The 13,934-nt window shown below is 49.0% G+C and carries 10 protein-coding genes; 6 read left to right on the top strand and 4 right to left on the bottom strand.

Going from position 1 to position 13,934, the window contains the following annotated elements:
* Positions 1-62 precede the first annotated feature (62 nt).
* From NOG12_RS05255 to NOG12_RS05240, 4 genes are all read left to right on the top strand, one after another.
* On the top strand, positions 63-2,162 hold the full coding sequence (locus NOG12_RS05255) for a TonB-dependent receptor (protein ID WP_313932622.1): 2,100 nt from the start codon (positions 63-65) through the stop codon (positions 2,160-2,162).
* On the top strand, positions 2,144-3,190 hold the full coding sequence (locus tag NOG12_RS05250) for a PepSY-associated TM helix domain-containing protein (RefSeq protein WP_153826647.1): 1,047 nt from the start codon (positions 2,144-2,146) through the stop codon (positions 3,188-3,190). Before NOG12_RS05255 ends, NOG12_RS05250 begins: the two co-directional genes overlap by 19 nt.
* A gap of 44 nt (positions 3,191-3,234) precedes the next feature.
* Entirely contained in the window at positions 3,235-4,149 is a 915-nt protein-coding gene (locus tag NOG12_RS05245) for a metallophosphoesterase (protein WP_153826646.1), read from the top strand.
* 79 nt (positions 4,150-4,228) lie between these two features.
* The gene (locus tag NOG12_RS05240; RefSeq protein WP_153826645.1) at positions 4,229-4,915 is read left to right on the top strand and encodes a tellurite resistance TerB family protein; all 687 of its coding nucleotides are present in this window, start codon (positions 4,229-4,231) and stop codon (positions 4,913-4,915) included.
* Here the strand turns inward: NOG12_RS05240 and NOG12_RS05235 are convergent.
* Both NOG12_RS05235 and NOG12_RS05230 read right to left on the bottom strand, forming a co-directional pair.
* Positions 4,901-7,078, bottom strand: coding sequence for a hypothetical protein (locus NOG12_RS05235; protein ID WP_228759518.1), 2,178 nt, complete (start codon positions 7,076-7,078; stop codon positions 4,901-4,903). The two genes, NOG12_RS05240 and NOG12_RS05235, sit on opposite strands and share 15 nt — an antisense overlap.
* Before the next feature lie 94 nt (positions 7,079-7,172).
* Positions 7,173-7,388 carry a hypothetical protein gene (locus tag NOG12_RS05230; protein ID WP_153826644.1) on the bottom strand — a complete coding sequence of 72 codons (216 nt, stop codon included), beginning with the start codon at positions 7,386-7,388 and terminating at the stop codon, positions 7,173-7,175.
* A 259-nt stretch (positions 7,389-7,647) separates the two neighbouring features.
* Here NOG12_RS05230 and NOG12_RS05225 point away from each other — a divergent pair, with 259 nt between their 5' ends.
* Positions 7,648-9,198 carry a COG3904 family protein gene (locus NOG12_RS05225; protein ID WP_153826643.1) on the top strand — a complete coding sequence of 517 codons (1,551 nt, stop codon included), beginning with the start codon at positions 7,648-7,650 and terminating at the stop codon, positions 9,196-9,198.
* Positions 9,199-9,201: 3 nt separating this feature from the next.
* Here NOG12_RS05225 and NOG12_RS05220 read toward each other — a convergent pair whose 3' ends face one another.
* Together NOG12_RS05220 and NOG12_RS05215 are read right to left on the bottom strand one after the other, a co-directional pair.
* Positions 9,202-10,242, bottom strand: coding sequence for an AraC family transcriptional regulator (locus tag NOG12_RS05220; RefSeq protein ID WP_313932621.1), 1,041 nt, complete (start codon positions 10,240-10,242; stop codon positions 9,202-9,204).
* On the bottom strand, positions 10,223-11,140 hold the full coding sequence (locus NOG12_RS05215; protein WP_153826641.1) for a GGDEF domain-containing protein: 918 nt from the start codon (positions 11,138-11,140) through the stop codon (positions 10,223-10,225). The genes NOG12_RS05220 and NOG12_RS05215 overlap by 20 nt, the downstream gene beginning before the upstream one ends.
* A gap of 237 nt (positions 11,141-11,377) precedes the next feature.
* Between NOG12_RS05215 and NOG12_RS05210 the strand changes: the two genes are divergently transcribed.
* Positions 11,378-13,933 (top strand): TonB-dependent receptor, encoded by a 2,556-nt coding sequence (locus NOG12_RS05210; protein WP_313932620.1) that lies wholly within the window; start codon positions 11,378-11,380, stop codon positions 13,931-13,933.
* Position 13,934 lies beyond the last annotated feature (1 nt).

Genomic DNA, 13,934 nt, shown 5'->3' with positions numbered 1-13,934 from the left:
TGACGTGATAAATGCGAATCATTATCATTACCTCAAATTTTTTACTTGAGGTAGGATAATTCATGCGACTAGCACTTGTAACTCTAGCAATCACATCTGTTTTAGCTGGGACAACCACGTCCACACAAGCACAAGATCTTGCAGCTCAAGAAGTGATACAGGTTTCTGCAACTCGTACCGCACAACCCGCCAGTAGTATTGCTGCAACGGTTACTGTGATTGATGGCGAGGATATTCGCGAACAACTAGCAGTTGCTGATTCATTATCAGATGTACTAGGTAACTTAGTTCCTGCTTTTTCGCCATCACGCCAAAAGTTAACAAGTGCTGGAGAAACACTGCGTGGGCGTGAGCCACTATACCTCATTGACGGTGTGCCGCAATCAAATCCATTGCGAAATGGCTCAAGAGCAAGCTACACCATCGATCCGCTGATGATTGAACGGGTTGAGATTATCCATGGTGCTAGTGCTATCCAAGGGATGGGGGCTAGCGGTGGTATCATCAATATTGTGACTAAATCAGCAACAAATGGTTCGGACCAAGAGTTTGTTGCTGGTTTAACCACATCACCCGACGAATTTAGCGATGGTCTAAGCTATCGCGCCGGGTACCTAACCCGCCATGTCGCAGATGATTGGCAGGTGGTTGCAGGCGTACAGTTGCGTAGCACCGGCATGTACCTGGACGGCAATGGACAATTCATTGGTACTGATGTAACCCAAGGCGATACGCAAGACTCAGAAAGCTTTGATGTGTTCACTAAAGTAGGTTACCGCATCGATGACCAGCAGCATTTAGAATTGATGGTTAATCATTTTAATTTACAAGGCAATGGTGACTTTTCGCCGGTGAACGGTGATCGTACCGAAGGGCTAGCTGCTGTCTCAGTGAAGCAACCAAGTGAAGGTGATCCAGCTGAGAACAAGGTCACTACAGCCACGTTAACCTACAAAAATAAATCTGTGTTAGGTGCCGATTTAAACTGGCAAGTATTCCTACAAGACTTCTCTGCGTTATACGGTGGTGGTCGCTACGGTACCTTCCAAGATCCTGCCTATGGTGATGATATTTTCGATCAGTCACGTAATGATTCGAATAAGTTTGGTTCACGTTTAACTATGAACTGGAGTGCCGGTGCCATTGTACCCATAGATGTAAGTGCAGGTCTTGATTATTTAAACGATAAAACCTTTCAGGAACTCGCGCAGACGGGGCGTAAATGGGTACCAGAAACTGCATTTGTGAACTGGGCACCTTTTGCACAGCTGCGCTATCAACAAAACGGGCTAACGATAAGTGGTGGCTTGAGATACGAGTATGGCAAGCTAAAAGTAGATGATTTCACCACCTTATATGCCTACAACAGCAGTTTTGTTAAAGGGGGGCAGCCATCTTTTAACGAGTTACTTCCTAACCTCGGTGTGGTGTATGAGTTCAATGACTCTCTACGAGTGTTTGCGAGCTATTCTGAAGGCTTTAGCATGCCAGACGTGGGTCGCGTGTTGCGCGGTATTGATACGCCCAACTTAAGTGTTGATAGCTTTTTGGATTTGCAGCCGGTTATTGCAGATAACCGTGAAGTAGGGATTGAGTTTCGCGGTCAAGATCTTCGTGCAAGTTTGAGTTATTTTACCTCTGAGTCAGATTTAGGAGCACGTTTGCAACCGAATGCGGATGGTATTTTTTCTGTGGCCCGCGAGCGTACTGAAATTGATGGTATCGAGTTCTCAGCAAGCTATGCCTTATCAAACGCCGCTAGCTTTGATTTGAACTACGCTGATACCGATGGCAAATACGACAGTGATGCAGACAATGTCGTTGATACCAAGTTAGGCGGACGTAATATCGCACCTCGGCGTTTAAATCTAAGCTGGAAGCACCAGTGGAGCGATCTAATCAATACCCGTTTGCAGTTAAATACGTTGTTTGATCGTGATATTTATTCAGGAGCTCAGGCAATCAATAACTTTGATGGCTACCAAACGATTGATCTACAAATGAATTATGATACTCCAGAATATGGCCTCTTTACGTTGGGTATTGAGAATTTACTGGATGAATTCTATCTAACTTATTACGCACAAACAGCAGGTGCAGATGCAACCAACTTTGCTGGTCGTGGCCGTACAGTGAGTGTCAATTGGTTCTATCAATTCTAATTAAGCTGCATCGCTGGCTTGGGTTATTCTTTGGTTTATGGTTGGTACTCGTCGCGCTGACGGGTACCTTACTGTTGTACAAAGTAGAGCTGCTGCAGTGGACTTACCCACAACTCAAGCTACAGCAAATACCAACACAAGCGACTGCAGCCGAGGTCTTTGATCGTTATCAAGAGGGGTATGCTTACCTGCCGCGTGATGCCAATCCGTGGCTTGAAATTGTCATGCCAAACGGGGTTCGGCATTATTACAATGACCAAGGTGAGCACATCTTAGCACGCCCCTATTTAGGTGATTGGATTAGCGTGATGGTAGAGTTCCATCACCATTTGCTCTTGCATGATCTGGGCAAAGATTTGCTCGGCTACCTGGGAATAGCAGGGCTCATATTACTCATAACCGGACTTATTCGTTGGTGGCCACGTCATTGGTCCCGACGATTATTAAGTGTGCGCTGGGTATGGCCGTGGCAACGAGGCTTTGCCGCAACCTTGTTTCAGCTTCATAAGGTGGTTGGTAGCCTACTTTTTTTGCCTTTGTTGGTAGGCATACTGACCGGTACGGCCATCATGTATGCTGCTGCCGTCAGTTCTGGTTTAACAGCCTTGTGGCCTAACCAGCAGCAACAACCGATAACAGCAGACCAATGGCGCACAGTTGCAGCTGCGCACAGCTGGCAACAGCGCTTTGAGCGTGCACAACAATTACTGCCAGAGCATCAACCGCAATTGGTGTCTTTATCGAATCTTAGTATGAGGCTTACATTTCCTGGTGAATGGCATCCAAACGGCCGTAGTCACGTGCAATTTGATGCGAAGACAGGGGCAGTGACGAGTGTTTACGATCTGCGCTATGATAGCCGAGGCTATCAGGTAAGCCAGATGATCTTTCCTGTGCATATTGCCGCAGTGGGTGGCTTAGGCTGGTTTATAGTCGTGCTCATGGGCGGCTTAGCGTTAGTACTTTTACCGCTAACTGGTATCTATTTTTGGGGCTGGCGGCAGTTTAAGCAGCGTGCTAGAAGATAATTCATTGGCTCGCTTAACCTAATAAACCTAGGGATATAGTATTGATGTTTGATGTTATCGGTGACATTCATGGTCATGGTGACCGGCTTGAAGCCTTGCTAAAAAAGTTAGGCTACCAGCTGCGTCAGGGTGCCTGGCGGCATCCCGAGCGAACCCTGATCTCGGTTGGTGATCTGATTGATCGTGGCCCACAACAGCGCAAAACCGTTGATATTATTCGTGCCATGCAAGATGCTGGGCAGGCGCAGGTGATTTTAGGCAACCATGAATTAAATGCAGTAGCCTGGACTCTCAGTGACGGCAACGGCGGCTTTTTACGTGCGCACAATGCTAATCATACCCGCCAACATGCGGCTTTTTTAGCTGAAGCAGAGCAAGATAAAGCTTGGTATGCCAGTACCTTAGCTTGGTTTAGAAGCCTACCTGTTTACCTCGACCTACCGGCATTAAGAGTGGTGCATGCCTGTTGGCATGCGCCATCGAAAGCTATCATTGATGCCCATAGCGATGCCCAAGCGGTATTGACGGAAGCGGCTTGGATTGCAGCTAACAGCAAGGGACACGCCTTGTATGATGCCATCGAAGTGATGAACAAAGGCTGGGAAGTAAGCTTACCACCCGGCTATTCGTTTGTTGATAAAGGTGATCATCGGCGTTTTGCTATTCGTACTCAATGGTGGCGGACGGACACTCAGCATTACCGTGATTTAGCACTTGGGGTTGAACCACTCGATACTTTGCCCGATGGCCCCATAGAAGCGGGTAAGTTACCCGGTTATGACCAGCACAAACCACTATTTATTGGGCATTATTGGATGCGTGGTCGGCCACAATTACAATCTCCACAGATTGCCTGCGTGGATTGGTCCGTTGCCGATCCTAGTGGTGACGGGGTATTAGCGGCTTATCGCTTTGACGGCGAGCAGCAATTAAGTAACGACAAGTTTGTTTGGGTTTGATCCTAGCCGGCTGAATTTTTTACGCTAACTAAGGTCGACTAACTAAGGTCGAAAGGTATAGATCATCAGGAGATAGCGTATGAATACAAAAGGTTTGCTCGAGCAGTTATTAGGGTCTGGTAGTTCGAATAACTCGGCCACTAAAGGTCAGGGCCGTGGCTTTTTTGATAGTTTTGGTGGCGGTGCCGTTACTGGCGGAGCACTGGGTTTACTCTTAGGTAGCAAAAAAGGCCGTAAACTTGGCGGTAAAGTGCTCACTTATGGTGGCCTCGCGGCGCTTGGGGTGTTTGCCTACAAAGCTTATAACAATTACCAGCAAAAACAGAGCAATACCAACAGTAATACCAGCAGCAACCCGCAAGGTTTCTCTGCACAGACCATCGATCGTGTGCCAGCGGCACAAGTAGAAACTCACAGTGTGGCAATTTTAACTGCGATTATTGGTGCCGCTAAAGCCGATGGCCATATTGACGAGCGCGAACGGCAGCTGATTGACCAAGAAATAGGCCAATTACAAACCGATGCTGATACCCAACAATGGTTGCAGGCTGAACTGGCTAAGCCGCTTGATCCTAGCGATGTTGCGAGGCAAGCGAGTTCACCAGAAATTGCGGCAGAAATGTATTTAGCTAGCGTGTTTGCGGTAGATACCCAAAACTTTATGGAGCGTAGCTACTTACAAGAACTAGCGCGCCAGTTACGGTTAGAGCCGGGCTTACAGGCCGAACTAGACCAGCAAGCCCAACAAGCATTACAGCAATCCTAGCGGCCAACCAAAGTGCCACACGTAGGCGCAAAAAACGATAGTCACTACCAGTAATAGCCAAAAACCCCAACGCGTGCGTGGTTGCGCGTAGGGGTCGGCTAACGCCCGCTCAGAGTGCTCTGGTAACTTAGCTACCCCGGTGAGTGCCGCCCCGAACGGGATATTAATGATAGCGCGAGTATTCACTGCCCAACCATTAGCATCCAACAGCGGGCCCAAATTACGGCGGCGCAAGGTCATGGCAGCCATCAACATCGATGGGCCGGAGATCAATAACATCACCCCTAGCAATACCAGTGGCATTTGCCATGCCGGCAGCGCCAAAAAGCCAGCAGCGAGGGCGGCTAAAGCGGTACCAATGGCACCTAACGCCAAACCAATGGCGGCAAAAATACCGGCAAACTTGGCAATATCAAAACTGCTTTTAGCAGCTGGCGCTGGGGCTTTGGCAGTAGCTTGAGTACTTGCCTGAGCACTCGCTTGAGTGATGCCGGCGCTGGTTTTGCTATCAATGTCTTTATCGCGCGCAGCCGCAAATTTATTGATTTGTGTTTCAATAAAAGCAGCTAATCGTTTGTAGGGTGACCAGAACGCCTGGCGCACGCTGATTGGTTGTGACACCACTTTAGTAACCGTTGCTTTCCAATCGCGCCCTTGGCGATCATAAAAGACCCCATTGCGGCCGGCGGCCATCGAATAATCGACATCTCCTGCGGTGAGTGCGGCAACGATCTGCAGCGGGGCTTGGTCTTTACGGGTGCAGGTGCAGTAAAGCAGATAGCAACCACTGAACGAGGCCATGCAGGCATGTTTAGCTGCATCGGCTACTCGCAATACAAGTTCGCAGCTGCGCTGATCAATAAACAAGGTACCGGCCTGAAAGATAGCTTTTTGGCGGCGCTGATAAAAGTCGCTTAAACTAACAAAGTTACGCAGGAGTTGTACCAAATCGCGCTGATAACGGCATAATTTTTCGAGTGCCTGCACGTTTTCAGCAAAACTGGTAATGGCTGCATCTTCAGCAATAAGAGCTGCTAAGTCGGCTTGGCCATGACCTTGAGCCAGCTCAGCCAGGCGTTCAGCGGGCAGTTGATGTAACGCACTTGCTGGGCGCTGTGCTTGCCACGCCTGCCATGGTGCCAATAAACCTTGCACTGCAGTCCAGTCAGCCCGGCTAAGATGGGTGCGAGTGGGCTCGGTACCTAATAGCGGCTCGACCACTTGGGTCAGTAGTTGTTGCATGGCATCAGCCCAAGCTGGGTTTACTCCTGTTTGCAATGGCAATGCTGCGGCAGCATCAATGGTGGCCAAGGGCAGGGCCGCCAATTCTGTATCTAAAGTAGCAATAGCGCGGTTACTTAAACTACCGTACACGCCGGTATCAGGATTTAACGAAGCAGCAGCGCGCTGATCAAAAGCGGCCAACTGACAGCGCACAAAATAGTCATCCACTTTGGCTTGCACCCGTTCCAGTGCTGCTACCGCCGCTGGGGTTTCAGCTCCTAACGGCCATAGTTGCGAATCATCGGCGTCACCTGCTCGTTGCCAATCCACAATAGCTGCTGCTTGCTGAAAAAACTGCTCGAGCAAACTTTGGTTCACGCCCTGGCTGCCACTGCGATCGGCAACGCCACCTAAACAATCGATGATGTCTTGGATCAATTGCTGTAGTTGCGGATCTTGCGCCAATTGAGGCGCCACCACACCATCACCATTAAAATGGTCGGCAGCATAAAGTTTGGTGGTATCAAGAAAATCTTGCACCGTCAGAGCAGCATCGTTGGGTTTATCTAAGTAGGTCAGCACGCGCTGAGCTGCCGCGTACAAGGCAGCACCCTCGGCATCGTCGGTCTTTAATGCAGTTAACGGCACACCTGGTTCAGCAAACATCAAGTTGCTATCCACCAGCCGAGCACAGCACCAGCGTACCGCCGCAATTAACTCAGGTACCCGAATCTGACCATCGTTATCGGTATCTAATAACGAAGTTGTGGCAGCATCAAATTCTAAACCTAAGGTAGGACAGTTCAACACTGTCCATAATTTTTGGTCTAACTCGCTGAGGTGTTCTAAATCAGCGCCACGGCTAATCACTACTTGATCAAATCCGCCGGAACGAAAAAAGCGCCAAGTATGGGAAGATGAAGTTGAAGAGATGCTCACGATAACTGCTCCATGGAGTTACATATCAATTGATATGCTTAATCATTGAGCAGAAGCTGAAATAGCGCAAGTGCTATTTCAGCTTAGCGGGTTTTTAGCTTAGCGCATGGCTTAGCGCATGGCTTAGAGCATGGCTTACAGCATGGTACGCATCGGTGCTCCATACCAAACTCATGAGGACACTCACTAGTGCCAGTAGCAGCGGCATCAGAATAGGTAAACAGAGTAATAAAACAAGACTCCACAGGGCTAACCGAGCGGTCGGTTGAGGCGGCTGTTTTAGCTCAGATTGATAATTAGTGCCAGGCATAGTCTACTCCAAACCAAAAGGCGCGGCCGGTGAGGGTTCGCGATGAACGCTCGAGTTACGTGATTATTAGACTGGCTGGATCTTAATGCGAATTATTATCATTTACAAATAATCGATGGGGATTTTTTATAGGCTCAAAAACACAATCGCAAGCCCAAGTTTTTTAACACTTTTGTTTAAAAAAGATTGCATAGTTTGCAAACTGCTAACAGAATATCGGTGCATTCGACCCTCTAATAACGGCTCACGGAGCAGCTTGATGACCTACATAGCAAAGCATTGGCGCGGTGAATTATCCTTGGCAGTCGCGTTCTGGATTAACCTGGTGGTGGTTAATATTGTGCTGAATATTCTGTCCTCGGTGGGCTTGGTGGTGCTGGTTGCACTGGCAGAAGTTGCGGGTTATACCCCAAGCGATAGCGCCATCATGGTTGGGATGTTGGTGTTGATGCTGGCCTACATACTACTTAGCGTGTGGCAACTTGTGGGTACTTGGCGCTCAGCTCGCCGGCATATCCAACAAACGGGTCGTTATGGCTGGGCCATAGTCACCAAAATTTTAGTTTTTCTGGGTTGGTGTTCGCTGTTGTTTGTATTGCTCGCGGTGCTGATGGCGTTTACGGCCGAAGACGGCGATTGGTTTGAGTCGTTTGATACTGAACAAGTACGTTTAGATGACGCTGGGCATGTGCTCTTTGTTAACGGATATTTGGACCGCGGGCTTGCCAACTACGTGGATCAGCAATTAGCACAAGCTCCGTTAGTGCAAGTGGTAGCCTTAAATAGCGAGGGTGGTTTAGTTGCAGAAGGGCGCAAGTTAGGCGAAGTTATCAGCAATTACGGCCTAAATACCTATGTTAGCGAGCATTGTGCTTCGGCTTGTACCTTGGCTTTTATTGGCGGCTACACTCGGTACCTTGCCCCCGGCGCTAACTTAGCTTTCCATCAATACTCGATGGAAAACTCTACGGCGGCGCAAGAAGCTGATTTAAAGCTCCAACAATACGATGACATGCAGTTATTTCGGCTAGCCGGCGCCAGTGAAAACTTTGTCCAGTCGATGTTTCTGGTAGCTGCTGACGATCTTTGGTACCCCACCATCGATGAACTGATTGAGCATGGCGTCGTCACCGCGGTCGCGCCACTGCGCCAACTGGTGCTAGAACTTAGCAACCAACACGGCGGTAAAGTCGAGGATGCCTACCAGCTCGCCGATGAAGCTTTTAGTCAATTGCCGCCCTTTATCACCATCGCCGAGCAAGCTCCTGAGGTGTATCAAGAGATCTTAAACGAGTTTGTGAGCTTGTACCAAGTTGGCGCGGATTTTTCTGAGATTCAGCTGCAGGTTGCCAACTACGTGAATGAACTGAAGTTTAATGCTCTGCTGGCGGTCCCTGATAAGGTAGTGATTGAATATATGCAAGCCGAATTGGATATTTACCGCGCCTTGGTTGAGCAAGAGCCGATTTTGTGTATGAGGGTGCTTTATCCCGATAGCTTTGGCAGCATCGTCTTTACCAATCATTTTGATCAGCAATTTCTGAATAATCAATATCAAGCCGTCAGCTCATTGCTTAGCCACGGCTTAAACCAAGAGCCCGTGGCCATCAACCACGATGGTGCCGAAAACGATTTGCCGGTAGTGCTCGAAGGCTTAGACGACTGGCTGCCGTACCTACAAAACTTAGGAAGTGATAGAAATGGTTATGCCAATCACTGTTACGCCACCATCCAATTATACGAATCGATCTTAACCCGGTTACCAAGCGACCAAAGCGCTAACATGCTGCGCTGGATGATGGTGCCTTAGTCGTCAGCTAAAAAGCGGCTGTAAATTGGCCCGGATATGATCGGGACAGACGCCCAGCCAGCGCTTGCAAGCACGCCTAAAATTATTTGGGTTAGCGTAGCCAAGCAACTGGGCTAGCTCGGTATTGTTATAGGGGTGTTGCTGCAGCAACTGCAACAAGCGTAATTGGCGAACGCTATCAACACAGCTTTGGTAATGACTACCATGGTGCGCTAAAGCTCGTTTTAACGAGGATACACTGAGATTGCAGTGCTGCGCTAACAGCTCAATAGAAACCGTCTGTTGCTGGCTAATCCGAACTAAGAGCCAGCGCAGCACCTGTTCTAACAGCGACTGGTAACGAGCGTGCTGATGTTGCAGTTGGCAGAACGACAGTGCTTGCGCTAACGCAGGTTGCTCATCAGCACCACCGGGCTTAGCTTGGGATAGCTGCTGCCAGGGGAGGTGCAGGGTTAGCAGCGGCCCAGTATGAATCGATCCCAACCATTTATGCCAAGCGCTGGGGAGTGCCACCTCGGCTGCCAAGGGCCAACTCAAATGCCATTCGGACACCGCAACTTGATGGGCCCTAGCCAAATTAATCAACACCCCAACAGCTAATAGTTGCGGCGCCGCCAGCGCTCCTAGTCGCTCTCCTAGTCGCGGCAACAGTGTTAGCTTGAGGAAGTCGCCATGACGCTCGGTTAAGGCAAACTCAAGCGGTAGCAGCAAACTCTGATAACGTTTTAGCCAGTGTAACGCCTGTCCCCATGTAGGAGCACTGGTCACCGCTGTTAACAGCGGACTATAACTTTGTTGAATGAGATCTTCGCTTAACAACTGCCATAGTTCTGAATTAGGGAGTGCCTGTTGGGCGTTCTGTAACAATTGCCACCAATCCTGAGGGCTTACGCGTAAATTACTAGCGGGCAAGGTTTGTTTAGCGAGCGACGTTTTGCGTACCAACTGGGGTGGTAAAACGCCACGTCGTTGCGCTAATGGCAGCAAGCTGTGCAGCAGCGGATTAACTAATAATCTAGGTTGATTAACTGCGTGCCATACCATGACAATACTCGTTGGTGACGCTCAGCTTGGCGGCTGCGGCTTGCGGTATAACTTTGGCCGCTAACTGTACTTTAAGTAGGGGCAGGCTTTTGTTTAATTCACGGTGTAAATGGGGCAGGGTGGTGTCCAACCAACGTTGTGCCGCAGTTGTGTTGAAGTGAGGTAAGATCAACATAAACCTGTCATTATTGTCCCGGCACACGGTGTCTTGCGGACGACTAAACAATAATAAGAGGTCAGCAAGCTCACGTAAAATGAGATCGCCGCGTGCCGCTCCGTATTGGTGATTTAAGCGCGCAAATCCGACAATATTTAACTCAACTAAACACAAAGGATGGCGCTGTAGCTCAGCTAATGCCAGTTCACGCTGTAAAGCTACCTGAAAATAAGGCCGGGTATAGAGCAGGGTGAGCGGGTCGAGCCAGTTATGTTCGCGTAAATGATGTTCACGCAATTGCAGTTGGCGTTGGATGATCTGGCTTTCGCGAAACCAATTAATAGCGGCTAGGCCAATCACTACAAAGCCGAGCGGCATGGGTAAAGACTCGAGCCAGCTCATTAATCGTAGCTCTTCGGGATAAGCAAAGAACTCGTCTAGCACATCTAAACTCATGGAAGCCGTGAGTAATAACCCGCCGATGAAAATCAACTGAGTTACTCGCCCGGACGGTCGTGCGCTAAGCACTAAGGTAAGCACCATCAGGATAATCAGCAGGCTTGAGCCCTCACCGAGTAAATCAATCAGGTCTACTTTAGCGAGCCCTTTCAAGTCACCTAAAGAGCTCGCCAACAACAAACAGAGGAGATTGGTCAGGGTTAACCAAGCAAACAGTCGATAGCGTTGTAGGCCGGATTGAATGGATGTTGGTGCCAAGGATTGCGACATAAATTGCAGCATGGTTGATAACCTAAAGGTTCGCTTGCCGGTGAGCTAATGTGGCCAAGCTTAACCAGCCTTGTTTACATAGATGTGACAAGCGCTGCGGCTACTGACCCAAAAAGACCCCATCCAAACAGCTCATGCCACCCTTGCTGAGCGCATCAGTTTGTCATAGCAGTCCCTTATAGTAACCGGCAGTTACGACTGTTCACCAGTCACTCACCCTAGGAATTAACCATAAGGAAAGTTACTGCTATGAAACCATCTTATCTAGCTTGGCTGATCGCTGCAGCCTGCGGTCTCCCAGTCGCAGCACCTGTGTTGGCACAGCAAACTCCGGTCACGACCACCAGCACCGAACAAACCGCATCTGAAGCTACCGACGACATCGAAGAGGTGTTAACGATAGGTAGTCGCGAGGCGTTGCAAAAAGCTGTACAGCAGCAGCGCGATGCAGGCGGTATCATCAACGTCGTGAAAAAAGACGATATGGGTAAGCTGCAAGATGATAGCGTTAGTGATGCCTTGCAACGTATTCCTGGTTTGTCGGTAGAGCGCGACCAAGGTGAGGGACGTTTTATTCGGATCCGTGGTTTAGCTCCAGATTTAAACTCAGTTTCTTACAACGGCACCCAGCTAGCAGCGCCTGAAGCAGGACGTCGTGCTGTTGCCCTCGATGTTATTCCGAGTGATTTATTAGAATCGATTGAGGTGAATAAAACCCTCACCCCCGACATGGCTGCTGGCAGTTTGGGCGGTAACATCGAGCTAAAAAGCATGACAGCTTTTGATCGTGACGGTGCTTTCTACTCTGTCACCACAGATCTTGGCTACAACCAGCAAGCCAGTGAGACTAATCCGAAGGCTTCCGGTGTTTGGAGTAATACCTTTGGTTTAGGCCAGCAAGACAAGGTGTTTGGGGTTGCGTTAGCGGCCAGTTACCATGACCGTTCATTTACCACCGATAACGTTGAAACCGGCGGAAACTGGGACCTCGATGAAGCTGGTTTAGAAGAGTTTGAGCAACGTGCCTATGCGGTCAATAGAGAGCGCACCGGCTTAGCGTTGAATTTAGATTTTCGGCCTACAGCAGATGGTGACTATTACTTGCGCAGTTTATACAGCGAGTTTGCCGACACCGAGATTCGTCAAGGACGTATCGTTGAATTTGCAGACCCGATGCAAGCGGGTGTTGCTGGCGCAGGTGAAATAGCACGAGAGCTGAAAGATCGTAAAGAAACCCAAGAGATCACTGCTGTGGTGGTGGGTACGGAACAACGTTTTGGCGATTGGACCCTGCAACTTGAAGGCGGCACCAGCAAAGCCAGCGAAGTACAGCCATTTGCCATCGGTGGCGCTAAGTTCACGCAGGAATTTGCCGATGGCCTCAGCTACCAAGGCACTGAACGGCTTGCTCTGCAAGGCCCGGCAGCTATTAATGCAACGGCCGGCTATGAATTAGATGAAGTTGAAGTAAGCGATGCCGACACCGAAGAAACCGAAAACAATGTCAAACTTGATGTGGCTTACAACTGGTTGCAACCCAGCTATCAAGTGACCTTCAAGGGCGGGGTTAAGCTGAGTCAGCGCGAAAAAACTGCGCGTGAAGATATTTTTATCTTTGAAGACTTTGCTGATTTAGGGGTAAGCGGCCTAAGCCTAGCTGACTATGCTGGTGCTGACGTTGATTACGGGCTGGATAGCTTTGGCCCAGGCATTAGCGCAGCTGCACTGTGGCAGATGCTAGAGCCACTCGCCATGCAAGATTTTAGAGATGACGTAGAATCTGCGATTTCTAGCTACGCCATTGATGAAGATATTTCCGCCGGCTACCTGATGGCAGATATTCAGGGCGATGCATGGCAAGTGATTGTCGGTTCGCGCTATGAATACGATGAACGGGTTGCTCGCGGCAACAGTTACAACGATGAGTCAGGTGAATTTAACGCTTTAACCGCAAGCTACAGCAATGCCCGCTGGCTACCTAGCTTAGTCACTCGCTATGATCTAAGTGATGCCACCGTTGCTCGGTTTGCCTACAGCAGTGGTATGGTGCGCCCAAGCTTTGAGCAAATACGCCCAAGCTACTACCTAGAAAATGATGACGGCGACTTAAAAGCTGAATTTGGTAACCCAGATCTAGAGCCTTTAACCTCGGCTAACCTTGATCTAGGCATTGAGCATTACGATGAAAATCTCGGTGTGATGTCAGCCATCTTGTTCTACAAAGATATCAAAAACTTCGTCTACGAGGCTGATGTTGCGGGGCGCCCAGGATACGAAAGCTTTGACGAAGCGATTACTTACATCAATGGTGATGACGCCTGGGTTTACGGGTTGGAACTCAACTTAGTGCATCAGTTCTCGGGCTATCAAAACTGGCTCGATAACTTTTTAATCAATACCAACTTAACCTTCACCGACTCAGAAGCAACCGTCGATTGGTTAGACGATGGTAGCTTGATGACGCGCGATATCCCGCTACCTAGCCAATCGGATACCACCGCCAACATTGCGCTGGGTTATGAAACCATGGATCTCAGTTTACGCTTAGCAGCCAACTACAAATCTAAGTACTTATTAGAGCTAGGTGACATCGAAGACAGCCGCTACGATATTTATGAAGACGACAACGTTACCGTCGACTTCTCCGCTAAGTATCTCGTTAATGAGCATGTGAGTTTGTCGTTCGCAGCAAATAATATCACCAACGAAAGCTATTACGTGTACACCGGGCAACGCCGTTACAACGCCCAATACGAAACCTACGGACGTAGCTTTACCCTTGGTCTGCAGATTACAAACTGGTGAT

Origin of the sequence: Pseudidiomarina fusca (assembly GCF_032227045.1) — a bacterium.
In the GTDB taxonomy this organism is placed as follows: domain Bacteria; phylum Pseudomonadota; class Gammaproteobacteria; order Enterobacterales; family Alteromonadaceae; genus Pseudidiomarina; species Pseudidiomarina fusca.
This window is presented reverse-complemented; position numbering and strand designations above follow the sequence as displayed.